The organism is Desulfurivibrio dismutans, from assembly GCF_029210385.1.
GTDB lineage: Bacteria > Desulfobacterota > Desulfobulbia > Desulfobulbales > Desulfurivibrionaceae > Desulfurivibrio > Desulfurivibrio dismutans.
In genome coordinates this window covers 232,105-256,023 of the sequence record NZ_JARGDQ010000001.1, presented here as the reverse complement: position 1 = coordinate 256,023, position 23,919 = coordinate 232,105, and the positions used below count along the sequence as shown (strand labels likewise).

General features: G+C 61.1%; 19 protein-coding genes. 10 read left to right on the top strand and 9 right to left on the bottom strand.

Annotation, left to right across the window (positions count from 1 at the left end; genetic code table 11):
• Positions 1–235: 235 nt before the first annotated feature.
• The 3 genes from P0N66_RS01155 to P0N66_RS01145 form a co-directional block, all read right to left on the bottom strand.
• Positions 236–4,276 carry a tetratricopeptide repeat protein gene (locus P0N66_RS01155; RefSeq protein WP_275802117.1) on the bottom strand — a complete coding sequence of 1,347 codons (4,041 nt, stop codon included), beginning with the start codon at positions 4,274–4,276 and terminating at the stop codon, positions 236–238.
• The gene (locus tag P0N66_RS01150) at positions 4,273–5,577 is read right to left on the bottom strand and encodes a DegT/DnrJ/EryC1/StrS family aminotransferase (RefSeq protein ID WP_275802116.1); all 1,305 of its coding nucleotides are present in this window, start codon (positions 5,575–5,577) and stop codon (positions 4,273–4,275) included. Before P0N66_RS01150 ends, P0N66_RS01155 begins: the two co-directional genes overlap by 4 nt.
• A 170-nt stretch (positions 5,578–5,747) precedes the next feature.
• Positions 5,748–6,755 (bottom strand): sigma-70 family RNA polymerase sigma factor, encoded by a 1,008-nt coding sequence (locus P0N66_RS01145; protein ID WP_275802115.1) that lies wholly within the window; start codon positions 6,753–6,755, stop codon positions 5,748–5,750.
• Between the two features lie 316 nt (positions 6,756–7,071).
• On the opposite strand from P0N66_RS01145, the gene lepA reads away from it, so the two are divergent.
• Positions 7,072–8,868, top strand: a complete 1,797-nt coding sequence (gene lepA / locus P0N66_RS01140; RefSeq protein ID WP_275802114.1) for a translation elongation factor 4 — start codon at positions 7,072–7,074, stop codon at positions 8,866–8,868.
• Between the two features lie 27 nt (positions 8,869–8,895).
• Here lepA and yihA read toward each other — a convergent pair whose 3' ends face one another.
• From yihA to P0N66_RS01120, 4 genes are all read right to left on the bottom strand, one after another.
• Positions 8,896–9,477 (bottom strand): ribosome biogenesis GTP-binding protein YihA/YsxC, encoded by a 582-nt coding sequence (yihA, locus tag P0N66_RS01135; protein ID WP_275802113.1) that lies wholly within the window; start codon positions 9,475–9,477, stop codon positions 8,896–8,898.
• 77 nt (positions 9,478–9,554) lie between these two features.
• Entirely contained in the window at positions 9,555–10,427 is an 873-nt protein-coding gene (gene hisG / locus P0N66_RS01130; RefSeq protein WP_275802112.1) for an ATP phosphoribosyltransferase, read from the bottom strand.
• Positions 10,424–10,804 (bottom strand): phosphoribosyl-AMP cyclohydrolase, encoded by a 381-nt coding sequence (hisI, locus tag P0N66_RS01125; protein WP_275802111.1) that lies wholly within the window; start codon positions 10,802–10,804, stop codon positions 10,424–10,426. Before hisI ends, hisG begins: the two co-directional genes overlap by 4 nt.
• Entirely contained in the window at positions 10,797–11,015 is a 219-nt protein-coding gene (locus tag P0N66_RS01120; RefSeq protein ID WP_275802110.1) for an RNA polymerase II-associated protein, read from the bottom strand. Before P0N66_RS01120 ends, hisI begins: the two co-directional genes overlap by 8 nt.
• A 208-nt stretch (positions 11,016–11,223) precedes the next feature.
• Here P0N66_RS01120 and P0N66_RS01115 point away from each other — a divergent pair, with 208 nt between their 5' ends.
• The 9 genes from P0N66_RS01115 (at position 11,224) to trpA (ending at position 21,373) form a co-directional block, all read left to right on the top strand.
• Entirely contained in the window at positions 11,224–12,624 is a 1,401-nt protein-coding gene (locus P0N66_RS01115) for a hypothetical protein (protein WP_275802109.1), read from the top strand.
• Positions 12,625–12,784: 160 nt separating this feature from the next.
• Positions 12,785–13,240, top strand: a complete 456-nt coding sequence (locus tag P0N66_RS01110) for an FKBP-type peptidyl-prolyl cis-trans isomerase (RefSeq protein WP_275802108.1) — start codon at positions 12,785–12,787, stop codon at positions 13,238–13,240.
• 79 nt (positions 13,241–13,319) lie between these two features.
• Positions 13,320–14,921: an HIT family protein gene (locus P0N66_RS01105; protein ID WP_275802107.1), complete on the top strand. Its 1,602-nt coding sequence runs from the start codon at positions 13,320–13,322 to the stop codon at positions 14,919–14,921.
• A 96-nt stretch (positions 14,922–15,017) separates the two neighbouring features.
• Positions 15,018–15,923, top strand: coding sequence for a phosphate/phosphite/phosphonate ABC transporter substrate-binding protein (gene phnD, locus P0N66_RS01100; RefSeq protein ID WP_275802106.1), 906 nt, complete (start codon positions 15,018–15,020; stop codon positions 15,921–15,923).
• A complete protein-coding gene (locus P0N66_RS01095) occupies positions 15,913–17,202 on the top strand; it encodes a sensor histidine kinase (protein WP_275802105.1) in 1,290 nt (429 codons plus the stop codon). Before phnD ends, P0N66_RS01095 begins: the two co-directional genes overlap by 11 nt.
• Positions 17,199–17,645: a response regulator gene (locus P0N66_RS01090; RefSeq protein WP_275802104.1), complete on the top strand. Its 447-nt coding sequence runs from the start codon at positions 17,199–17,201 to the stop codon at positions 17,643–17,645. Before P0N66_RS01095 ends, P0N66_RS01090 begins: the two co-directional genes overlap by 4 nt.
• Before the next feature lie 2 nt (positions 17,646–17,647).
• The gene (locus P0N66_RS01085) at positions 17,648–19,210 is read left to right on the top strand and encodes a hybrid sensor histidine kinase/response regulator (RefSeq protein ID WP_275802103.1); all 1,563 of its coding nucleotides are present in this window, start codon (positions 17,648–17,650) and stop codon (positions 19,208–19,210) included.
• Positions 19,211–19,355: 145 nt separating this feature from the next.
• The gene (gene trpB, locus P0N66_RS01080) at positions 19,356–20,612 is read left to right on the top strand and encodes a tryptophan synthase subunit beta (RefSeq protein WP_275802102.1); all 1,257 of its coding nucleotides are present in this window, start codon (positions 19,356–19,358) and stop codon (positions 20,610–20,612) included.
• Positions 20,609–21,373, top strand: coding sequence for a tryptophan synthase subunit alpha (trpA, locus tag P0N66_RS01075; protein ID WP_275802101.1), 765 nt, complete (start codon positions 20,609–20,611; stop codon positions 21,371–21,373). Before trpB ends, trpA begins: the two co-directional genes overlap by 4 nt.
• On the opposite strand, the gene P0N66_RS01070 is transcribed toward trpA, so the two are convergent.
• The gene (locus P0N66_RS01070) at positions 21,370–22,644 is read right to left on the bottom strand and encodes a glucose-1-phosphate adenylyltransferase family protein (RefSeq protein WP_275802100.1); all 1,275 of its coding nucleotides are present in this window, start codon (positions 22,642–22,644) and stop codon (positions 21,370–21,372) included. The two genes, trpA and P0N66_RS01070, sit on opposite strands and share 4 nt — an antisense overlap.
• The gene (locus P0N66_RS01065; protein ID WP_275802099.1) at positions 22,641–23,906 is read right to left on the bottom strand and encodes a glucose-1-phosphate adenylyltransferase family protein; all 1,266 of its coding nucleotides are present in this window, start codon (positions 23,904–23,906) and stop codon (positions 22,641–22,643) included. The genes P0N66_RS01070 and P0N66_RS01065 overlap by 4 nt, the downstream gene beginning before the upstream one ends.
• Between the last annotated feature and the right edge of the window lie 13 nt (positions 23,907–23,919).

Here is a 23,919-nt window from a genome sequence, read left to right as displayed (position 1 = left end):
GTAAAAAATCACGCCGTCCCATCCACGGCACATGGCCCGGACGAAACGGCGCAAACTGGAGCACCAAAATAAAACGGACGGCAACCCCTGCTGGATAGAAGCGGGGGCGCCGACCGCATTAAGACTTACCACAACCATTTCCCGATTGCAAGCAACTCACTGCCGAACGACGGAAGCCGTCAAAGTCATCGATTTGGGCACGGGGGTGGAGGCCGCAAAGCCCGGTAGCGGCAAACTACCAGCGGTAGGTAAGGGAGGTGTCCAGCCGGCGCCGACGATATTCGGAGCCGGTGACCACTTCAATCCCGGCCTGCCAGATCAACCCGGCCTTGAGTTCAAGAAAAAATCCCCCCTCCAGGGTCTGTTGTCCGTAGCCCGACGAATCATAGCTGGTGGCATAACCAAGGGTATAATAGCGGGGCCGATCCCGCATAAAAGGATCATCACTCAACTGGTGTCGAAAATTAACGGCAAAGGTCTTGCGCCAGAAGTTCAGCGGCGCCCAGTAAGGGTGGTCATCGGCACTGAAGCCGTCATCCATGCCTCCCCCGCCACCCTGCGCTCCTTCCCGGGAATCCAGGTATTCATAAAGATAACCAAAAGTCAGCCGCGTGGGATCAGGCAGCAGGCTGTAAGTCGCCCACAGATCATAACCATGGGTCTGGTTGTGGTCGGAATAGTAACGAAAGCTGTAGGCGGAACCGGCCTCCAGGCGAGCCAGCAGGTCCACCGCTCCTTCCAGCGCGATGGTATCCGCCCTGATCCCCCGCCGCAGAGCAGCCAGGGTATCTTCCACCGGCTCTCGCCGGTAGGCGATCCGCCCCCGGACACGATCCCCCAGGTCACCGGCGATTTCAGCCCGGCCCAGGGCAGAGTTTCGCCCCTCCCCAGAGTCCCCCGCCGTCAACCAGGCCCCGACCCCCAGCAACAAATCCACCCCGGCAAAGGCATCACGGCGATAAAGCAGTTCGGCCTGATTGGCGCTGAGGGTGCCCGGGCCTTCAGTGTTGCGATACCGGATACGGCTGTAGGTGAAATCCATTTCGTGCCCCAGCAGCGGAGCCCACCAATGGGCGGCGGTTAATGCCTCCCGGCCCACGGCTTTATAACCGTCACGACCGGTCTCCCGCCGGTATTCATAGCCCAGGGTCGAACGCTGGCGCCGTTTAAGGTCACTGCGCTGACGGGCTTCCGGCAGACCGGGATAATGCAGATCAGCCGCCTGCAGCCGCCGGTAAATGGCGGCTTCCGCCTCCCAGCGCTGAAAACGGCTGTAGAGCCCCGCCAGATCGAACAGCGCCGGCCCCTCCCCGGGATAATTCCGTTCCAACTGTTCATACCCCCGGGTGGCGGCAAAAAAATCCCGCCGTTCCACCGCCGCCCGGGCCCGCAGTTCCAGAGCAAAGCGCTGCTGCCAGCGATACTCGGCATAAAGCGGCGCCGCCACCCGGCGCAAGCGATCATCGCCGACGATGATCCCGGCGGCGTAGGCCGGGCTCATCACTTGGTCGGTCAACTCCACCAGCGGACTGGCGGCCCCGATGATTTTACCCCATAACCCGGACGATTCCCCCGACGGCATCTCCAAACTCAACTCTTGCGCGTCGGCGGCCAACAACCGGCTGGCTTCCGGGGTCAACCGGTACTCCAGCTCGGCCAGGGCGGGACGCCAATGCCGCTGCATCCACAAAACATGTACCCGGACCAGAGCCAGGTCGGACGCACTCCAGGGATAAGCGGCCATCAGCTCATCACCCAAGGCCAGCGCCGCCGGCAAACGCCCCAGGCGCAGCAGCAGTTCCAACTCCTGCCGACGCACCTGGTACAACTTCGCCCCGGCCGCCGGCAAATTCTGCAGAACCTGCCAGGCGGCCTGGTTATCCGGCACGGCGGCCAGGGATTGCGCCTGCAACAGCCAGGCCCGGATTGAACCGGGCAACTCCGCCGCCGCCTGTTCGGCCAGCACCGCCGCCCGGTCGTGCAATTCATAGCGCTGCAGGATTGCAATTAATTGCAGCTGCCGGCCCGGATCCTGTTGCGCCCATTCCTCCAGCCGATTGATAAAGGCGCGGCCGGCGGCCCGGCGGCCGCGCCGTTCACTGACCAAGTAAGCCAGCACCAGGGCTTCCGGAGCAACGGCATCCTGCTCCAGCAATTCCCTGATCTGCTGCTCCGCCGACCAAAGGGCATCGGCGGCCCAGAAAAACCTGGCCGCCTGCAGTCGAAGATCAACGGCGGGCTTATTTTCAGGCACACGGGCCGGCAACAGGCGCAAGACCGCCCGGTGGTCACCACGAGCCGACAGCAAGCGCAACTGCATCATGGCCACCGGATCATCTTCGGCCGTTAACTGCAGCGGCGCGGCCAGGGCTGCCGCCGGCCGTTGCCGGGCAAAAGCACTCAACCAGACCTCGGCCTCGTCGTAACGACCACCAGCCAGGGCCAGGTCAAAAAGGGTTCGATACAACGCCGGCTGCCTTGTTTCCAGCAACAGGGCCTCCCGCAGCACCTGTTCGGCCTCGTAAGGCAAGCCGGCCAGCCGGTAGGCATCAGCCTGGACCAGCGCCAGTTCCACCTGCCGATCAGCCTCGGGAAACGCTGCCGCCAGGCGGTCAAGATCGCGCAAAGTCCCGGCAATGTCTCCAACTTCAAGCTTGGCCCGAACCAATTCCAGTTGCCGGCTGAAACTCGGCTCGGCCGCCAGATAAGGCAAGTGCGCCTTCATCTGCGCCAGCAAACCCAACTCGGCCGCCAGGTGCAACGCCCGGCGCCGGACCTCGATTCTGGCCGGTTGCTGCCGAAGAATCTCTTCATAATCCCGCAGCGCCGCCAGCGGCTGATTGCGGCTTTCCAGCCAGGCCGCCCGAACCCTCATCATCTCTGGGTCATCAGGCACCATCGCCGCCAGCCGCGCAAGCACCCCCTCGCCGGCTTCCAGGTCGCCCTGTTCCAGGTAAGCGTAGACCAGAGCAATCATCACCTTCTGGTCAGCCGGCTCCAAAACATGCCAGGCGGCCAAGATTTCGGCGTTCAAAGGCCGCCACCCCGGGCTGCGCAACAGCATCCCAACCTCGGTTTCCCGCCCCAACAGGGTCAGCAGGCGCAATTTTTCCGCCATGACCACCGGGTCGTCCGGGTAATAAGTCATGATCCGGGGATAGAGTTCCAACGCCCGGGCATAATCCCCGCGTTCATGGTACAGGTGAGCGGCCTGCCGCAGTTTTTCCGGCGAAGCCGCACCTTCCAGGGCCAGTAAGTGTTCCAGGAGCAACAGCGACTCCGCCCGCTGCCCCAAAGCATCGTGGGCTGCCAAGGCCAGTTGCAGCACTTCCCGGTCAGCCGGCTGGCTCTCCAGGGCGCGCTCCAGATAGGGCAAAGCCTGTTCCGGCTGCTCAAGCTCAAGGTGCACTTGCCCCAGGCGCCGCAACAGTCGGGGGTTGTCGGGATCGGCGGCGTGGGCCGACTGCAGATAGCTCAAGGCCTCCTCGCCTTCCCCTGCCGCCAGCATAAAGGCCTCCACCCGGGCCCGGGCTTGTTGATCCGCGGGCGCCACCGTCAGCAATCGCCGCCAGTACTCCACGGCCTGCCGCCGCTGCCCAAGATCATCGTGGACCTCGGCCGCCAAGCGCAAGCGCGCAGAGGAAGCCCCGGCCGGTCCGGCCAGCCGGACCACCAGCGGCCGGGCCCGCTGGGGTTGGCCCAATTGCCGGTAAAGCCGCGCCAACTTTTCGCCGGCGGCACCGTCGGCGCCCAGCAATGCCACCAGGCGTTCCTGGTAAGCCAGAGCCTCGGCCTCCCGCTGTTGCTCGATCAGAGCCGTCGCCAGGCCGTCCAGAATGTCAGGATCATCGGGGAATTGGGGCAACAGCCCCTGAAAGAGTTCGGCTGCCCGGGCGCTTCTCCCGGTGGCCAGCAGGGCTTCAGCCAGACCACGGCGAAATTGGTAGTCATGGGGCGCCGCTTCCCGCAGCAGTTCAAAATGGACCAAAGCCCGCTCTGCCGCTCCCAGGTGCAGCCACAGCCGGGCCAGTTCCCAGCGGGCCTCCCTCAGGTCTTCGCGTTGGGCCAGCAGCTCCTCATAAATTGGCGCCGCTGCCTGATAGCTGCCGCGGCGCACCAACGCCCGGGCCTGTCGCCACTGCTCCAGCCAGAGCGGCGCCGGGCTGGCCTGCTGAACGATCTCCCGGGGCGGCACCAAATCGCCAGCAATTTCCCCCAGGGCCGGAACGGCGCCCCCCAATAAAAGCACCAGCATAATCCCCAGTCGACGAATCATCTCCCCTGCACTGCACCTTGGCGGTAGAATGAATTTATCGCCGCCGCCACTTCCTGCTGCATCGCGGCGGTGAGCTCGGGATAAATGGGAAGGGCCAGGGTTTCCCGAGCGGCCCGTTCGGTTTCCGGGAACACCTCGGCATGACATTCCAGATGGGCGACACAGCCCTGCCGGTGCAAAGGAACCGGATAATAGATCTCACAACCGATACCGGCCTGCTGGAGATGCGCCATCAGCTCATCCCGCCTACGGGCCCGGATGACAAACTGATTGTAGATGTGAAAATCATTCACCCCGTCAACTTCCGCCGCCGGCCGATAAACCGCCGCCGGCAGAACCACGCTACCGTCTTCCACCAGGCCGGCCTCCTGGAAAAGCTGCCGGTAACGATCGGCGTTGACGCGCCGGGCGGCATGCCAGGCGGGTAAATACCGCAGCTTGATCTCCAGCACCACCGCCTGGATGGGGTCCAGCCGGAAGTTACCCCCCACCAAACCATGGTGATACTTGGGGGCGCCGCCGTGCACCCGCAGAATCCGGATTTTCTCTGCCAGGGCCTCGTCACGGCACAACACCAGGCCGCCGTCACCGATCCCTCCCAGGTTTTTGCTGGGAAAAAAAGAAAAACATCCGGCCACTCCCATGCTGCCGGCCCGGCGCCACAGAGCCACGGCATCCCGATCATCGGCGACCTTTTGGGCCCCGGGCGCCACCAGACCGGCGGCAGTCGCTGCGCCCCCGTCCAGTGGGACGGCGGTGCCGATGGCTTGAGCCGCATCTTCGACCACCGGAATGCCGTGCGCGGCACACAGGCGCAACACCGCGCTCATGTCCGCCGCCTGGCCGTACAGGTGCACCGGAATACAGGCCTTGACCCGAGCCGCCTCGGCCGGTCGGGTGTGAAAAAATTCCTCCATGGCGGTTGGCGCGAGGTTGTAGGTTACCGGGTCAATATCGACAAAAACCGGTTGGGCGCCAAGCCGGAGGATGCAGCCCATGGTGGCAAAAAAACTGTAGGGGGTGGTCAGGACCAGGTCACCTGGCCCAACCTCCAGGGCCATGAGCGCCACCAGCAAAGCGTCGGTGCCGCTGCTGACCCCGATGGCCTGCAACCCATTCGCGTCCTGGGCCGGGGGCTCGCACGGAGAGGTGGCGCAATAGGACGCCACCGCGTCCTCCAGGCTGGCCACCCGGGGTCCTAAAATATAGCCGGTGGAGTCGATCACCTCTCCCACGGCCGCCATTATTTCCTCCCGCAGGGGAGCCATTTGTGGTTGTAAATCCAGTAACGGTACGGGCATTGCGTCATTTATCCTTATGGTTTTTTGATTGATGACTTCGCAAGCAATCATCAACGCGCCCTTGGGTGGTCGCGCAAATCGATAGCTTGCTTGGTAAGCTATCGATTTGTGAGGAGCAAAAAGCCCATGGACGGACTTTTTGCGACTTCATTATTGACGATTCGGCGAAATCAGCCCGTAGGGCCGAAGAATTCGTCCAGGAACTCTTTGATATCAGGGACTTCGTTCTCCAGGTAAAGCCGCATTTTCTTAAGCAGATTGGCCTCAATTTGACGCACCCGTTCACGGGAAATGGCAAAACGGTCGGCGATATCCTGCAGAGTCGAGGGTTCATCGCTGAGCAACCGTTCGCTTAAGATCACCAGCTCTTTTTCATTGAGGGTCCGGCGCATTTTATCGAGGATCCCGGCCATCCATTCCCGCACCTCGTCGGTGGCCACCCGTTCCTCGACACTGGGGCCGGTCGTGGGCAGGAAATCCTTGCGTTCATCGCCGGAGTCTTCCCGCACCGGGCTTTCCAGCGACATGTCCCAGTTGTCCATGCGCTGGCTCATCTCAATGACCTCGCTCTCCTTGACGTTGAGGCGCTGGGCCAGCAGCTTGGGTTCGGGTTTGAACCCCTGTGATTCCAGCAGCTTTTTCTCCTTGTTAAGGCTGAAGAAAAGCTTGCGCTGGGCCTGGGTGGTGCCGATCTTGACCAGGCGCCAGTTATCCATGATGAACTTTAAGATATAGGCCCGGATCCAGTAGGCGGCGTAATAGGAAAACTTGACCTGTCGGTAGGGGTCGAATTTTTTCACCGCCTGGACCAGCCCGATGTTGCCCTCCTGGATCAGATCGAGAAAGTTCTGCATCCAGTACTTCTGAAAATCCATGGCCACCTTGACCACCAGACGCAGATTGGCGGTGACCAGTTTATAGGCCGCCTCCGGGTCGCCGGTCTCTTTGAAATGGCGCGCCAGCTCGTCGGTCTCTTCCCGACTGAGCAGCCGGTACTGGTTGATCTCCTGCAGGTAACGGTGCAGCGCGGCATTACCAACCACCGGCAGGTTGGCCGAGTCATCCAGGCTGACCAGAGGGTGGAACTCCGGCTCACTTGCCTCAGAGCCGGCCTCTGGGGCGAGTAGCTCAATCTCCTCGGCCTCCGGCGCCAGAATTTCGGGGTCGTCTTTGGTCATAAGCAAAACCGGCACCCGCCACCGGGTTGACCCCGGCGGCGGGTGCAAATGATTTTTGGAATCGGGTTCATATCTTTGTAGCCTATTGTCGGTAATTCTACCACGAATACCTGTATAACGCACCCCCATCGACAAGCTCGATACGGGTAACATCAAAACCAGGTCGCGCCTGGAAGGGGTAGAATCAGATTGTCATCCGGCCTTATTTATGTTAAGAGTGCGCGATTTTACGGCCTTGCCCCAATCATTGTCAACGACGGCGCTCGGCGCCCACCCTACCAGGAACCACTTCCCCCCGACAGACTCGACGGATCACATGAAAAACATCAGAAATTTCAGCATTATCGCTCATATCGACCACGGCAAATCCACCCTGGCCGATCGTTTTATCCAACTCTGCGGCTCGGTCAGCGACCGGGAATTCAAAGACCAGTTGCTGGACAACATGGATATCGAGCGGGAACGGGGGATCACCATCAAAAGCCAGACCATCTGCCTGCCCTATCAGGCCGCCGACGGCCGCGAGTACGTGCTCAACCTGGTGGACACCCCCGGGCACGTGGACTTCAGCTACGAGGTGTCGCGCGCTTTGGCGGCCTGCGAAGGCGCCCTGTTGCTGGTGGACGCGGCCCAGGGCATCGAAGCCCAAACCCTGGCCAACCTCTACCTGGCCATGGAAAACGACCTGGAAGTAATCCCGGTCATCAACAAGATCGACCTGCCCGCCGCCGAACCGGAAAAGGTAGCCCTGGAAATTGAGGAAGACCTGGGGCTGGAAGCCGAACGTATCCAGCTCTGCTCGGCCAAAACCGGCAAGGGGGTACCGGAATTACTGGAGGCCATCGTCAAGTTCCTGCCGCCGCCTGAAGGCGACCCGGACCAGCCGTTGCAGGCCATGATTTTCGACGCCCAGTATGACTCATTTCGCGGCACCATCATCTCCTGCAAGGTGGCCAACGGCCAGGTCAAGGCCGGCGACCAGATCACCTTCTACTCCAACGGCATCAGCCACAAGGTGGAGGAGGTGGGCCATTTTCGCTTTAAAAAGGAGCCGGCCAAGGCGCTGGCAGCCGGTGAAGTGGGCTACATCATCGCCGGCATCAAAAATATCGCCGACGCCCAGGTGGGTGACACCATCACCCTCAAAGACAATCCCTGCGCCAAGCCCCTGCCCGGCTACCAGCCGGCCAAACAGGTGGTCTTCTCCTCCATTTATCCGGTTTCCACCGAGGACTATGAAGACCTGGCGAGGGCCATGGAAAAGCTGACCTTAAACGACGCCTCCCTGACCTTCCAGAAAGACTCCTCCTCAGCCCTGGGTTTCGGTTTTCGCTGCGGCTTTCTGGGACTGTTACACCTGGAGGTGGTCCAAGAGCGACTGGAGCGGGAGTTCGGGCTGTCGCTGATCCTCACCGTACCCTCGGTAAACTACCATGTCTACCTCAACGACAGCACCATGGTTGAGGTGGACAACCCCGCCTACTACCCGGACCCGGGCAGCATCCAGCGGGTGGAAGAGCCTTACATCAAGGCCACCATCATGATTCCCGAGCGCTACATGGGGGCGGTGATGAACCTCTGCATGGAACGCCGGGGGGTCAACAGCAACCATCACTACCCCATGCCCGGCCGCATCGAGTACACCTGCGAACTGCCGCTGAGTGAGGTGATCTACGACTTTTACGATCGCCTCAAATCGCTGACCCAGGGTTACGGTTCCTTTGACTACGAGATACTGGACTACCGGGCCGGCGACCTGGTCAAGATGGATCTGCTGGTCAACGGCGAACGGGTGGACGCCCTGTCGCAACTGGTACACCGGGACAACGCCCGGGCCAGGGGGCTTTCCGCCTGCGAAAAACTGAAAGACGAGATCCCCCGCCACATGTTCAAGATCGCCATCCAGGCGGGCATCGGCGGCAACATCGTGGCCCGCACCACCGTCTCCGCCATGCGCAAGGACGTACTGGCCAAATGCTACGGCGGGGATATCACCCGCAAGCGCAAGCTGCTGGAAAAGCAAAAGGCGGGCAAGAAGAAGATGAAGACGGTGGGCAACGTGGAGATTCCCCAAAGCGCCTTCCTGGCGGTCTTAAAATCGGACGAGAAATAAGGTAAAAGGTAAACGGTTACCCAGGAACTACAGAAAGGATTCCAGGCGCTCCAGGAGTTCCTGGCGGCCCTCTCCGCTGAGGGCGGAAAAAAGGAGGCGGTCCTTGGGGCTGATGCCCAGGGCGGCGTCCAGCAGGCGCGCCTGGCGCTGCTGATGGTGACGCGAAAGCTTGTCTTTTTTGGTGTAGACCGGCAGCCAGGGGGTCCCCTGGGCCTGCAGCCAGCCGGCCAGCATCCGATCCAGTTCCTTGAGTGGGTGGCGCAGGTCGATGATCAGCACCACACAGCGCAGGTTGTCCCGGGTTTCCAGATAGGCGGTAATCAACTCCTGCCACTTGGCCTGCAGCCTTTTATCCACCCGGGCAAACCCGTAGCCGGGCAGGTCCACTAAGTGCAATTCCTCGCCCACCAGGTAAAAGTTGAGGCTCTGGGTCTTGCCGGGCCGGGCGCTGACCTTGACCAGGTTTTTTCGCCGCAGCAGGCAGTTGAGCAGGCTGGATTTACCCACGTTGGAGCGCCCGGCAAAGGCGATTTCCGGCAGATCACCGGCCGGCAACCGCTCCAGGCTGAAAACGCTATCGACAAAACTTACCTGCTCAACCTGGATCATAACACTCCCCGCGCCACGGCATTCGCCGGCGGCAGCCACCGCGTTTTAAAGTACGGGCCGACCCCGGCCGACACCACCTAAATAACCTTGTTCAACGAGTACTCAATGATCCCCTCGGCACCGCTTTTCAGCAGGCGAGGGATGAGATCACGCACCTCGTGCTCGGAGATCACCGTCTCCACCGAAAACCACTCCTGCTGATAAAGCGGCGAGATGGTAGGCCCCCGGAGACTGGGCAGCAAACCCACCACTGTCTCGAGCTGCTCCTTGGACACGTTCATCTTCAATCCCACAATGCGATCGGCCCGCAGGGCTCCTTTGAGCAGCAAGGCGATGTTTTCGATCTTCTCCCGCTTCCAGGGATCGGCCCAGGCGCTTTTACTGGCAATGAGCTGGGTGTTGGAACTCATCAGTTCTTCCACTACCCGCAGACCATGAGCCCGGATGGTGCTTTCGGTTTCGGTGACCTCAACGATGGCGTCGGCCAGGCCGGAAACCACCTTGGCCTCGGTGGCGCCCCAGGAAAAGGCAATATCGACGTTGATTTTACGCGAGGCAAAATATTCTCTGGTGAAGTTGACCAGTTCGGTGGCAATCTTCTTGCCTTCCAGGTCTTCGGGCCGCCGCACCGGCGAATCACCGGGCACCGCCAGCACCCAGCGGGTGGGCTTGCGGCTGACCTTGGAGTAAACCAGGTCGGCCACCACCACCACGTCGGAACGGTTCTCCAGCGTCCAGTCCTTGCCGGTAATGCCGGCGTCCAGCACCTCCTTTTCGATGTATATGGACATCTCCTGGGGGCGACAGATGGAACAGCTGAGTTCCGGATCATCAATTTCGGGAAAATAATTGCGGGACGAGAGCTTGATCTGCCAGCCCGACTTGGCGAAAAGCTCGATGGTGGCCTTTTCCAGGCTACCTTTGGGAATACCCAGCTTCAACTGATTCATTTCTTATAGACCTCCGCGGGATCAAAAACCGGGTTTTCGGTGACCTCCAACTCCTGACCATCGGCGCTCAAGCGCCGGTAAAAGCAACTGCGATGCCCCGTATGGCAGGCCGCCGCCCCCAACTGTTCAACCTTGAACACCACCGTGTCGGCATCGCAGTCCACCCGGACCTCCCGAACCAGCTGGACGTGCCCCGAACTCTCGCCTTTAAGCCAGATCTTGTTGCGCGACCGGCTCCAGTAATGGGCCTTGCCGGTGGCAACGGTCAGCCGCCAGGCTTCTTCATTAATATAGGCCAGCATCAGCACCTCGCCACTGGCCTGATCCTGGACGATGGCCGGCAGCAGGCCTTGCTCTCCCTTGTTGAAATCAAGCATTATTTTTCCTCGGCGCACGGTTTTCGGAGTCGCTGGTGGCGCTTTCTTCCCTGTTGGCCCCGCCCTCCGGCCGACGACGCTGACGCCCTCGTTCCTGACCAGCAAAATGGATGATGCAGGCGGACCTGAACTTGCAGTATTCCCCGGGACGCTTACAGTAAGCCTCTTCCTCGGCCATCTTCTCCCGATATTTTTCACAAAAGAGTTCCATCGCCACCCCAAGCCGCAAGCAAGGCAAACAAAAACCAGCAGAATATGCCTATCGCCCCGTGATGTCAAGAAATAAACCCCAAGCCGAGCCGCGCGAAAAATTATTTTTTCCTATTTAAGGCGGCAACCACGGCAAAATCTGGTATATCTGGTCACACAAAAAAATCAACGGCAATCCCCGCCTTCAAAGGTCAAACTAGACGGATAAGATGGAAAATCTGGATCACCTGAACCCGGAACTGGAGCAGATCCAGCAACTGCTGAAAGCCGTACGCGCCGCCGTCGAACCCCTGTCGCACGATCGCCGCCTTGGCCAGTGGCAAAGGATTAACTTTGACCGCCACGACCTGCTGTTCAAGGAGTACGGCCTGCAGGGCAACTACAAAAAAGCCAGAAATGCTTCTGTTACCGGCATTCGCACCATTCTCCACGAACTGGCCCGGCTGGAAAATGAATACGGCGATCTGGCCATCGACATCCGCCGCCGGAGCATCACCGACCAGGCGGCCATGGCCGCTGCGGTCAATATCAAAAACCAGGCCGAGTTGCTGGAACCCCTGCTGCGGGATCTGGACGCCAGTTGCCGAGTGCTGTTTCAGGGACAGGAGCAGCTTTATCGGCTCTACTCCCTGGCCGGCCTGTTGCCCCACGCCAAGAAAAACAGCAAAATTGAACCGGAAGAACTTGATCAGGGGCTGCGCTTTTTCCTGTTCATCACCCGAGATGACGCCAATTCCGGGGCTTCCTCCCTGGCCCGCAGCCTGGCCCGGGCCACGGCGCTGGAATTCGCCGACCTGCCCCCCATGGTCGGCAACCTGCTTGAACAGCACCGCCTGCTCGGTCTTGCCGCCGCCGACCGGCTCAAGGCATACATTGAACATCTTCGCCGGCAGCCGCCCCGGGAGGTCAGCACCCTGATGGAATTTCGTGACCAGTTGAAAGAGTTGCGGCGTCAGGAGGCCGTCAAACTGCTGACCGAACTGCCCCGGCTGAGCACCCGCTACGGCTCTATCCTCTTTGACCTGGCCCACCGGGCCCGCAAGCTGCGACCGGTTGCCCTGATTTCTCCTTTTCTGGACAAACTGGAACTGCTGCACAACACCCTGGCCGGCCCACTGCCGGCCAGGGTCAAGGAGCAGCTTACCGCCCCGGATTCCTCAGTTAACCCGGAACAACTCGCCGCTAACCAGGCCGCCGAGTTTTTTCTGGGGCTGCGCGGGGTCATGCTGTCGTTTAAGATGCTGCTGCGTTCCCTGGGCGGCCAGAAAGCCATCACCGCTCTGGAACTGCAGGCCAAAACCGTCGACATCCTCAAACGCTGCCCTGCCCACCACACCCGCACCGACGAGGAAAGAACCAAGCTCAACCTTTTCCTGGAGGAGGCCCTGGCCGACTACACCAAACCCTTCCCCTTTGAGTTACTGGCCAATCACCTGCAAAAATGCGTCGGCCTTTTCGGCCGGAACCTGGAGCGGCTGATCAATCAGTACCCAGTCGGCCAGCCAGGCGCCAGTGAAGCCCGCAGCAACGGCGAAACCGGCAACGATGAGCATACCCTGGGCCAACTCACCGCCAAGCTCGAGATCTGGGGCGACCGCCTGGAAACCTGAATTGACCTGGACGGTTTTGGCCGCTCACTCGATTTTCATTGCAAGGCTCTTGATTCACTTGCTTTTTTTCGGCATAATGGCCCGCATCGATGCCACTGAATCACCCCCGGGCGTTGGCGCTGCAGCCGCCGCCCGACCCTTTAAACCAAGGAATTAAAACATGCGACAGGCACAGGAAAACGACCAGGTAACCATTCATTACGAGGGACGGCTGGCCAACGGAGAGGTATTTGAGTCATCCAGCGACACCGCCCCCATGACCTTCCGGATCGGCGAGCAGATGATCCTGCCCTCTTTGGAACGGGCCATCATCGGCATGAGCGCCGGCCAGACCCGTACCGTCAGCATTCCGCCCGATGAAGGCTACGGGCCGCGGGTGGCGGAGCTGGAAATCGCGGTCAGCCGGGACAGTTTCGGCGACCGGGATATCAAGCCCGGCATGGTAGTGACCATGAACATGGAGCGCGACGGCCAGACCCATAACCTGCCGGCCCTGGTCAAGGAAATCGAACAAGAACAGGTCCGGGTGGACTTCAACCACCCCCTGGCCGGCGAAGAGCTTTTTTACACCATCACCGTCAAAGAGGTGCAGCCGGCCACTGAGGGAGAACTGTAAAACAAAGCGCCGCCGCAACTTTATGCAGGAGAGCGGACACGAGACCGGCCACCCCGACAGCAGGCTGAAGGAGAGCAACATGCAACGCGACTTCCTTGACCAGGACGGCAACTTCCTGGTGCTGACCCATCAGCCAGCTTACCGGGTGCGCAACCTCCGGCGCCATGACCGCCGAACCGCGCTGGGCTGGCCGGCTGACCGCAAGGACACCATCGACAACCGCCGCAACTTCCCACCGACCGATGTGGAAGTCCCCCAGGCCGATCCGGTTTTCGAGGTTCCCAACCCCTTTGCCTTTCGCGGCGTGACCTACATCAATCGCCCCTGGGCCGAAGCCAAGGCCGCCGATCCGGACAGCATCGGCCAGCCCCCCAGGGCTGAAGTTTCCCTGGGGGAAAGCCTGGCGGCGGCCGGCGCCCAAAAACCCGTCGGCTTGACCCCAGCGCAGCTGATCGCCCGACTGCCCCGCCCACTGCAACTGGCCCTGGCAGCCTCCTCAACCGACCCCGCCGACCTTACGGCCCTGGCCGCTTTAAGCTGCGAACTGGTGATGAATCCGGACCAGACTCCGCAGGGCCGGCGTTACCAGCCGGGCGGACGGCGCCCCCTGATCCATGACCACGATCTATACGAAACCGTGGCCAACAACCCCCACCTGCCGGATGCCTACAAGAAAATCATGGTGCTGCAACCCGGCGCCCAAGGCGACAGTGAAATCGTCGGCGAATACGGGGCGCCGGGCGATGCCACCCATATCTACGAGTACCTGCGCCGCAACAGCTACATCCCCTGGGGTCACTATGCCGCCAACATGGCCGAGGATGCCATCCGCTACCGTATCGACGACCTGACCGCTGCCGACATGACCGGCCTGCGCCATCTTTATTACCAGCGCACCTACGTACGCCTGGCGGAGTTGCTCGACCTGCCGGTAAAATGGCGGCGTACCGGGCTCACCGAAGATGATCTGGAGGAACTGCGCTCACAGGTGCAAGACCGCCTGACGGCAACCGACACCGACCGGATGCCCTTCACCGCCACCCTTTGGGGCTGGAACTTCGGCTACGACTGCTCCGGCAGTGGCTTCCGCCTGCACGCCTCCCACCAGCAGATTCATCAGCAATATGCCCTGGTGCCGCCCTGGCCGGCCTTTGCCGCCGGCGACCAGGTGGCCGACTCATGCCGGACCTTCCGCCGGCGACACGGGCGGGGGCTATTTGCCGCCTACCTCCAGGCTATCCGACAAAACCGGAGGCTCGACGGCCGAACCCAGGGTCCGACGGAACTGATCGTGCATGAAGATGAGCATATTGTCCTCTTTGTCCCCAAGGCTCAGGTCTCCCAGTGGGAACTGCAAATCATGACCAAAGAGGAAGTGGGCAACATCGTGGAGGCCGACCCGGCCTGCCGCACCGCCCTGGACCGGACCCTGCTGCTGGCCCAGCGGATCCTGGCCGGTCTTGGCGCCTCTCTGGTCACCAGCCTTGAATACAGCAAGCGGCTGGATGCCACCGACCACGACCAGCGCCTGCTCTACGCCCTGCTGCCCAAGCTGCCATATGCCATGGGCGCCTTTACCGAGGCCCAGCAGCGTTTTATCTGCGGCCACTATCCGGAAGACTTCGCCGCCCGCTGCCGTAACATCGGAGATCAACTCGCCCAAAATGCCGACTGGCCGTAGAAACGGTCACGCTATCCCACAATGTGCAAACGCACGGCAATCGACAAAAACCACTGAAAAGTTGACTTTTGGCTTCTTTTCGGATACTGTGAGACCATGAAAACAATAATCGCCGAGCAACAAGGGCAGCCAAAAAACTTTTCCGCTCCGATCCGCAGCCGGGGATGGTTTCTGCTGTTGTTTTGCCTCTGGCTGATGGCTTTAACCCCGGCCCACACTACCGCCGGCGAGGAGCGAGAACTGATCCTGTGGGTTCATCCCTATCTGCCGGCCACTGAACTGGTGAGCCGCTTCACTCCCCTGGCCGATTACCTGGCCGCCGGACTTGACCGACCGGTAAACATCAGGATCCAGCAGAGCTACCAGAGCCATCTTGATTTTGTCGGCCGCGACCAGGCCGACCTGGCCTTTATGGGCCCGGCGAGCTATGTCACCATGCGCCGCCGGTACGGCGACAAACCGCTGCTGGCCATGCTGGAAGAAGACGGATCGCCGTTTTTTCAGGGGATGATCATTGTCCGTCAGGATTCACCGTTCCGTGAACTCGACGAACTTCAGGGGCAGACCTTTGCCTTTGGCGATCCTCACTCCACCATGAGCTATCTGGTGCCCCGGGCCATGCTGGCCCGAGCCGGAATCTCGCTAACCGACCTGGGCCGCCACGATTTTCTTAACTCCCATCACGACGTGGCCCTGGCCGTGCTGGGCGGCTACTTTGCCGCCGGCGGCGTCAAAGACGAGGTTTTCTTTCACTACCGCCAGCGGGGGCTCAGAGTTTTAGCTGTCAGCCCCCTGATACCCGACCATCTCTTTTTAACCCGCCGCAACCTGGATCCGGTGCTGGTGGCACAACTGCGGGAACTGCTGATGGCCATCAACGAGCACCCCGACCGGCGTTTAATCCTTACAAGCATCAAACCAAGCATCACCGGCCTGCAGCCGGCCGCCCCACAGCACTACAATGAGCTGGCCACCATGACCGAGGGCTTCGATGACCACTGACCAGCCGGACCCGGAAGGCAAGCCGGAAATTTTCTCCTACCAGCGGGTGATTGCCGGAATGCTGGCGGTGCTGCTACTGGTCCTGGGACTGACCAACTATCTGCTGCTGGGCCAGCAGCGCCAGGCCCAACTGCAGGAAGTTGAAACCCAGCTCAACTATCAGTTGCAGGCCGCCACCACCTTCATGATCGAACCACTGCTTAAATATCAGTTTGCCGACGTGGAGCAGTTCATGCAGCAATGGAGCGCCCACCATGAGGACGTGCTGCTGTTTGAAGCCTACAGCCCCACCGGCCATCTGCTCAGCCGGTTTGTCCGGGATTCCGACTCCCCCTTTATCATCACCCAGCAACAGCAGGTAACTTACCAGGATCAGCACCTGCTGACGCTCACTCTGAGCAAGGATTACCGCCAGGCGGAAATTATCCTGCAGGAGATGCGTAACCGGCTGCTTCTCATTTCCCTGGCCATTACCGCGATGCTGGGCCTGATGCTCTGGCTGGTTTTCCGTTACCTGGCCTTTGTTCCCCTGGAACGGGAAATCGATAAACGCCGCCGGGCCGAGCTGGAACTGGGGGCCACCAACCGGGAGCTGGATGCCTTTGCCTATTCCATCTCCCACGACCTGCGCGCCCCCCTCCGGGGCATCGACGGCTTCAGCCAGGCCCTGCTGGAGGATTATCACGACCGCCTGGACGATACCGGCCAGGACTACCTCCAGCGCATCCGAGCGGGCTGCGGGCGGATGGGCAACCTGATCGACGACATGCTGCAGCTCTCCCGGCTATCCCGGGGCGAGATCAACTGGAGCCGGGTGGACTTGAGCGCCATGGCCGAGGAAATCATGGCCGAACTGCAAAAGGACGCTCCGGAACGGAAAGTTAAAGTGGTCATAGAACCCGGCATTCAGGTGCTCGGCGATCCGGTCCTGCTGCGGGCGGTGATGGACAACCTGCTGGGCAATGCCTGGAAGTTCACCGGCAAGACCGTCAACCCCGAAATCTCCCTTGGCACCATCAGGGAGGACCAGCGCACCATCTGTTTTGTCCGCGATAACGGGGCCGGATTCGACATGACTTACGCCGACAAGATCTTCACCGCCTTCCAACGGCTGCACAGCCCCAAGGAGTTTGAAGGCACCGGCATCGGCCTGGCCACCGTGCAGCGGATCATCCACCGCCATGGCGGCCTGATCTGGGCCGAAGCCAAAGAACAACAAGGTGCCACCTTTTATTTTACCCTTGACCGACATGACCCCAAGTGGAGAGCCAAAACATGAATAAAAAAATAATTCTGCTGGTGGAAGACAACCCCGATGATGAAGCCCTGACCCTCCGGGCACTGAAGAAAAACAATATTTTGAACGAAGTGGTGGTAGCCCGGGACGGCGTGGAAGCCCTGGATTACCTCTTCGGCCAGGGGTCTTACGCCGGGCGCGACCCGGAAGTGCTGCCGGAACTGGTGCTGCTGGACATCAACCTGCCCAAGCTCAACGGCCTGGAGGTGCTGGAAAAGATCCGGGCCGACCCGCGCACCGAACTGCTGCCGGTGGTGATGCTCACCACCTCCAACGAGGAGCAGGACCGGATCAGAAGCTACCACCTGCGGGCCAACAGTTTCATCCGCAAACCGGTGGATTTCGTCCAGTTCAGCGAGGCCATCCGCCAGCTCGGCGTCTACTGGCTGGTGCTGAACCAGGGCCCGCCTAAAAAACAGGGCTGAAAATGGAACAAATACTGCGGGTACTGCTGATCGAGGATGCCGATGATGACGCGGCCCTGATCCTCCGCGCCCTCAAAAAAGGAGGTTACAGCCCAGAGCATGAACGGGTGGAAAGCGCCGCCGAACTGCAGCAGGCTCTTACCCGCGGCCCCTGGGAGCTGGCGTTGTCAGACTACGCCATGCCAGGCTTCAGCGGCATGGAGGCCCTGGAGTTGGTTCAGGCCGCCAACCCCGAACTGCCCTTTATTCTAGTCTCCGGCGCGGTGGGAGAGGAGACCGCCACCAAGATCATGCGCCAAGGGGCCCGCGATTACGTCATGAAAGACAAGCTCTCCCGGCTGGTGCCGGCCATCCAGCGTGAGCTGGCGGAAGTGGAAGAGCGAAAGCGCCGCCGACAGCGGGAAAAGCTGCTGCAAACGCAACTCAACCAGGCCCAGAAGATGGAGGCCATCGGCACCCTGGCCGGCGGGGTGGCCCATGATTTCAACAATATCCTCACCGTCATCAAAGGTTATGCCGAACTGGGCCTGATGCACCTTAAAGAGAGCCAGCCAGGCCATGAAGAATTTACCGGAATTCTGGATGCCGCCCGCCGCTCCACCGACCTCACCCGGCAACTGCTGGCCTTTGCCCGCAAACAGACGGTCACTCCGCAGGTACTTAACCTCAATGAAACGGTGGCCGGCATACTGAAAATGCTCCGGCGGCTGATCGGCGAGGAAATCGAATTCAACTGGCAACCGGCGGCCGAACTTTGGCCGGTGAAGATAGACCCCGGCCAGGTGGACCAGGTGCTGGCCAACCTCTGCGTCAACGCCCGGGACGCCATCAGCCATAGGGGCCGAATCAGTATCGAAACCGCCAATGTGGGCCTTGACGGGCAATACTGCGCTACCCATGCCGGCTGCCAGCCCGGCGAATACGTACGGCTGACGGTCAGCGACAACGGTATCGGCATGGACCGGGAAACCCAGGCCCATATTTTTGAACCCTTTTTCACCACCAAGGAAACCGGCCAGGGCACCGGCCTGGGGCTGGCCACCGTCTACGGCATTGCTAAGCAGAACCAAGGCTTTATCAACTTCTACAGTGAACCCGGGCAAGGCTCCACCTTCCGGCTTTACCTGCCCCGGCACCTCACCACCGAAGATGAAGACCGGGCCCCGGCGCCCTCGCCGGCAACCATCGGCGGGGGCAGCGAAACCATTCTCCTGGTGGAGGATGACCCGACCATCCTGGCGGTAACCACCCGAATCCTTCAAGAATTGGGCTACCGGGCGCTGACCGCCGCCACCCCCCGGGAAGCCCTGGCCCTGGCCGAACAGCACCAGGGCGAGCTGGACCTGCTGCTCAGCGATGTGGTGATGCCGGAAATCAACGGGCGGGAACTGGCGGAAAAAATCCGCGCCCGGCAATCCGCCATCCGCTGCCTGTTCATGTCCGGCTACCCCGCCGAGGTGATCGCCCACAACGGCATGCTGGAAAAAGGGATCAATTTTCTGCAGAAACCATTCTCCATGGCCGAGTTGGCCGCCAAGATCCGGAGCACCCTTAGCGGCACCTGACAGTAACCCCGAGGCAACATCAAAGTCTCACCGCGCCTGGACGGGGGCCGTGCAACCCTGGCAATTTACAAAAAGCGCTCTTTGCAGTAGGATGCTCTTTTGCCGTTGAGCACCCAAACAACCCTTTCCACCGTGGAAGAATATTATGAAACCAGGATATTACGGTAACTGGGGCGGGGCTTTTGTGCCGGAGATCCTGCATGAAACCTTCCGGCAGTTAAACGCAGTCTTTGCCGAGGCCCAGGCTGACCCGTCCTTCTGGCAGCAATACGTTGACCTGATGGCCAGTTATTCCTGCCGCCCCACCCCCCTGACCCTGGCGGAAAATCTTACCCGCCGCTTCGGTGGCGCGCAGATTTACATCAAGCGCGAAGATCTCAACCACACCGGGGCGCACAAAGCCAACAACGTCATGGGTCAGGGGCTGCTGGTACGGCGGATGGGAAAAACCCGGGTGATCGCTGAAACCGGAGCCGGTCAGCACGGGGTAGCCACCGCCACCATGGCCGCCAAATTCGGCCTTGCCTGTACCATTTACATGGGCGAAGAAGATGTCCAGCGCCAACGGCCCAACGTCTTCTGGATGGAAAAACTGGGCGCCACCGTGGTGCCGGTAACCTCCGGCAGCCGCACCCTGAAAGACGCCATCAACGAGGCCTTCCGCGACTGGGTGGCCAACATGGACTCAACCCATTACGTGATGGGCACGGTCTGCGGCCCCCACCCCTTTCCGGCCATGGTGGCCTGGTTCCAGAAGATCATCGGCGAAGAAACCCGGCGGCAGATCCTGGCGGCCCACGGCCGTCTGCCGGCCCGGGTGTACGCCTGCGTCGGCGGCGGTTCCAACGCCATGGGCATCTTCCAGGGCTTTATGGCCGATGAGGAGGTGGAACTGGTGGGGGTGGAGGCCGGCGGCAAGGGGCTGACCACCGGCCAGCACGCCGCCCGACTGACGGCGGAGGAAGCCGGCAACCACCCCGCCGGGACACCCGGGGTGGCCCAGGGTTACAAGACCATGTTTTTACAGGACAGCGACGGCCAGATGAAAGATACCCATTCGGTGGCCGCCGGTCTGGATTACATCGGGGTCTCCCCCATGCTGGCCGACCTCTGGGAAGGGGGCCGGGTGCGGATGGCCGCCGCCACCGACGCCGAGGTCATGGAGGCCCTGCAGCTGACCATGGCCAGCGAAGGGATAATCCCGGCACTGGAATCGGCCCATGCCTTTGTCCAGGCCTTCAGGGAGGCCGGGGAACTGCCGCCGGAAGCCGCCATCGTCATTAACCAGTCGGGCCGGGGCGACAAAGATATCTTCACCATCGCCCACGCCTTTAAAGATCCTTCCTGGCAGGCGTTTATCCGTGCCAAGGGAGAAGAATACGCCAAGGAGCCGGCCTCATGACTCTGGCCCAAGAAATTAAACAGGCCCGGCAAGACCGGGAAATCCTGCTGATGACCCACCTGGTGCTGGGCTACCCCTCCTTTGAAGTCAACCGGGAGGTGATCGCCCGGATGGTGGAGGCCGGGGTGGATATCATCGAGCTGCAGATCCCCTTTTCCGAGCCGGTGGCCGACGGGCCGGTGATCCTGCGGGCCAACCAGGAGGCCATCGACCGCGGTGTGAAGGTGAGGCAGTGCCTGGAATTTGCCGCCGAAATGACCGACCGGCACCGGATCCCCTTCCTCTTCATGACCTACTACAACATCCTGTTCAAGTACGGGGTGGAAGCTTTTCTGCAGAAAAGCAAGGAGAGCGGGATCAGGGGCCTGATCATCCCCGATCTGCCGCCCGAGGAAGGCGAGGAATATCTTACCGCCTGCCGCCGCCTGGAGCTGGCGCCGATCCAAATCTTTGCCCCCACCAGCACTGAGGCGCGGATGAAGAAACTGGCCGGCCACGGCGGCGGCTTTATTTACTGCGTGGCCCGCCGGGGCGTTACCGGAACTCAGACCAGTTTCGACCAGGATTTCGACCGCTATATCGACCGCTGCCGCCGAGCCACCGAGTTTCCCCTGGCGGTGGGCTTCGGCATCAGCAATCGCCGGGACGTGGATCTGCTGCGCGGTAAGGCGGACATCGCGGTGATCGGCTCGGCCACCATCCGCCTGGTGGAAGCACAGGGAGCCGCCGCGGTGAGCGAGTTCATCGCCGGCCTGCGTTAAACGCTTTCGCCGCTGGCCACGGTGACACTGCCGAACTCTTCGGCCTGCCGCCAGGGGGAGATAATGCAGTTACGGCCGATGGTTACCCCGGCGGGAATCTGCGCTCCCTTGCCCACCAGAGTAATACCGCTATAAAGATGCTCGGGATGGGCCCGATTGATTCGCTTCTTTTCCTGCGCGTCGCCAACCCCTACCACCGCCGCCGGCCCCACCGCGACCCGCTTGTCGAGAATCGCCAGGTCAACCTCGGCACCGGAGCCTACCAGGCAGTCATGAAAGAGAATAGAGTCACGCACCACCGCTCCGGCCTCCACCCGCACCCCGGGGGAGAGCACCGAATTGATCACCGTACCCTCAATCACACACCCGGCGGCCACCAGGGAATTATGCACCCGCCCGGCTCCCACCAGGCGGGCCGGGCAGCGATCGAAAGACAGCCCCTCAGCCTCGGGATTGGCCCTGATGCCCCAAGCTTGCGGGGTAATGGGAGAATCAGACCGCAACACGTCCATATTGGCTTCCCAGTAGGCCTGAATGGTGCCCACATCGCGCCAGTAGCCCCGGAATGGGTAGGCATAGACCCAGTCGGCGGTGATGGCCCGGGGGATGATGTCCATCCCGAAATCGGTATCTTCCCGGTAAGTCTCCAGCGTTTTGAGCAAATAAGCGGTGCTGACCACGTAAATGCCCATGGAGGCCAGATCGGTACGGGGGTGGACCGGTTTTTCCTCCCACTCCACCACCCGGCCGTCGGCATCGGTGATGGCGGTGCCGAACTGGTGAATCTGCTCCTTGGGCACCACCATGGTGGCCACCGTCATGTCGGCCCCTTTGCGGCGATGGGCCTGCAGCATATCGTCAAGGTCCATGCTGTAGATGTGGTCACCGGAGAGGATGATCACCTCTGGGGTGGGATGAGCCCTGATAAAGTCGATATTCTGGCGCACCGCATCGGCGGTGCCTTTGTACCAGTCGGAATCACGGGAACCGGTGCGCGGCGGCAGGATTTTCACCCCGCGGGTACGGCCGGTGAGATCCCAGGCAGCGCCGTCGCCGATATGGCGCATCAGGGAAAGCGGTTTGTACTGGGTCAGCACCCCCACCTGTGAAAAGCCGGAGTTCATCACATTGCTGAGGCTGAAATCAATGATCCGGTAAATACCGGCGAAGGGCACCGCCGGTTTCGCCCGGCTCTGGACCAGGTTGTTGAGCCGGCTGCCAACCCCGCCGGCCAGCAGCAGTACCAGGGGTTCATTTTTTTGGCGAATCACCGCACCACCTCCCCATCGGCAATCCGGCTGCGAGCCATCTTCTCCGGGCCCAGAGCCGGGTAAAGGGTACAGCCGGCGCCAATCCGCATCCCCGCCGGAATCTGGTTGTTCCAGCCCAGCACGGTGACCCCGCCCTCCCCGTAGGTCTCGCCGCCACCGATCTGCACCTCTTCCCCGACGGTGACATTGACATCACTTACCACCTTGTCAAGCTGGGCCCGCCGCCCCACCACATTATCGAAAAAAAGCACCGAATCGCGCACCACCGCCCCGGGCTTGACCTGTACCCCGGGAAAAAGGATGGAATTTTCCACCGTCCCCTCCACCAGACATCCGTTGTAAATCAGGCTGTTGCTGACCGTCGCTGCGGGGCCGACCTTCAACGGCTGGTAATCCCGAATGCCGCGATGGTCAAGGTTGGTACGCAGACCCCAGCGATCCATGGGCAGGACGGGGTCCGGCCCCAGCAGATCCATGCTGGTCTGCCAGTACTCTTCCACGGTGCGGGTGTAGCCCCAGTAACCCGCGAACTTGTAGCCGTAAATTTTCTTATGGGCGGTCATGGCCCGGGGCAGGATATCACGGCCGAACTCGAATGATTCGTCCTCCCGGGCGTTGGCCTCCAGCAGTTCGTAAAGCACTTTGGGCTTAAAGCAGTAAACAGTCATGGAGGCCCAGGTAAAATCCGGTTTTTCCGGTTTTTCCCGGTATTGCAGCACCCGGCCGCCGACTTCCCCGTCTTCGTCATCGATTTCCGCCACCCCGAAGCGATGAGCCTTGTCCTGCGGCACCTGGACAAAGGCCATGGTGCAATCGGCATCCTTCTGCCGGTGGTACTCAATGATCTTGCGGTAATCCATGTGATAGACATGATCCCCGGAAAGCACCAGAATGGTCTCCGGGGTGTGAAACTGGATAAAATCAAGATTCTGGCGCACCGCATCAGCGGAACCGCGATACCAGCTGCTCTGGCCGAACCCCTGGTAGGGTGGCAGGACAAAAACCCCGCGGTAACGGCCGATCATGTCCCAGGAAGCGCCAATGCCGAGATGGTTAATCAGGGAAAAACTGCGATACTGACTCAACACCGCCACCAGTTCCAGGCCCGACTGCATCAGGTTGCTCAAGGCAAAGTCAATTACCCGGGCAAAACCACCAAAGGGTACGGCGGACTTGGGGCGGTGCGCGGTGAGTACGCTCAACTCATCCACCCGACCGCCGGCCAGGATCACCGCCATCACCTCGGGCTTGAGTCTCCGCATCGCGCTCCTCCTT

What these genes read in the sequence shown, in the direction of transcription:
- P0N66_RS01155 (WP_275802117.1), bottom strand. Translation starts at nt 4,276, where the DNA reads ATGATTCGTCGACTGGGGATTATGCTGGTGCTTTTATTGGGGGGCGCC.
- P0N66_RS01150 (WP_275802116.1), bottom strand. Translation starts at nt 5,577, where the DNA reads ATGCCCGTACCGTTACTGGATTTACAACCACAAATGGCTCCCCTGCGG.
- P0N66_RS01145 (WP_275802115.1), bottom strand. Translation starts at nt 6,755, where the DNA reads ATGACCAAAGACGACCCCGAAATTCTGGCGCCGGAGGCCGAGGAGATT.
- lepA (WP_275802114.1), top strand. Translation starts at nt 7,072, where the DNA reads ATGAAAAACATCAGAAATTTCAGCATTATCGCTCATATCGACCACGGC.
- yihA (WP_275802113.1), bottom strand. Translation starts at nt 9,477, where the DNA reads ATGATCCAGGTTGAGCAGGTAAGTTTTGTCGATAGCGTTTTCAGCCTG.
- hisG (WP_275802112.1), bottom strand. Translation starts at nt 10,427, where the DNA reads ATGAATCAGTTGAAGCTGGGTATTCCCAAAGGTAGCCTGGAAAAGGCC.
- hisI (WP_275802111.1), bottom strand. Translation starts at nt 10,804, where the DNA reads ATGCTTGATTTCAACAAGGGAGAGCAAGGCCTGCTGCCGGCCATCGTC.
- P0N66_RS01120 (WP_275802110.1), bottom strand. Translation starts at nt 11,015, where the DNA reads ATGGAACTCTTTTGTGAAAAATATCGGGAGAAGATGGCCGAGGAAGAG.
- P0N66_RS01115 (WP_275802109.1), top strand. Translation starts at nt 11,224, where the DNA reads ATGGAAAATCTGGATCACCTGAACCCGGAACTGGAGCAGATCCAGCAA.
- P0N66_RS01110 (WP_275802108.1), top strand. Translation starts at nt 12,785, where the DNA reads ATGCGACAGGCACAGGAAAACGACCAGGTAACCATTCATTACGAGGGA.
- P0N66_RS01105 (WP_275802107.1), top strand. Translation starts at nt 13,320, where the DNA reads ATGCAACGCGACTTCCTTGACCAGGACGGCAACTTCCTGGTGCTGACC.
- phnD (WP_275802106.1), top strand. Translation starts at nt 15,018, where the DNA reads ATGAAAACAATAATCGCCGAGCAACAAGGGCAGCCAAAAAACTTTTCC.
- P0N66_RS01095 (WP_275802105.1), top strand. Translation starts at nt 15,913, where the DNA reads ATGACCACTGACCAGCCGGACCCGGAAGGCAAGCCGGAAATTTTCTCC.
- P0N66_RS01090 (WP_275802104.1), top strand. Translation starts at nt 17,199, where the DNA reads ATGAATAAAAAAATAATTCTGCTGGTGGAAGACAACCCCGATGATGAA.
- P0N66_RS01085 (WP_275802103.1), top strand. Translation starts at nt 17,648, where the DNA reads ATGGAACAAATACTGCGGGTACTGCTGATCGAGGATGCCGATGATGAC.
- trpB (WP_275802102.1), top strand. Translation starts at nt 19,356, where the DNA reads ATGAAACCAGGATATTACGGTAACTGGGGCGGGGCTTTTGTGCCGGAG.
- trpA (WP_275802101.1), top strand. Translation starts at nt 20,609, where the DNA reads ATGACTCTGGCCCAAGAAATTAAACAGGCCCGGCAAGACCGGGAAATC.
- P0N66_RS01065 (WP_275802099.1), bottom strand. Translation starts at nt 23,906, where the DNA reads ATGCGGAGACTCAAGCCCGAGGTGATGGCGGTGATCCTGGCCGGCGGT.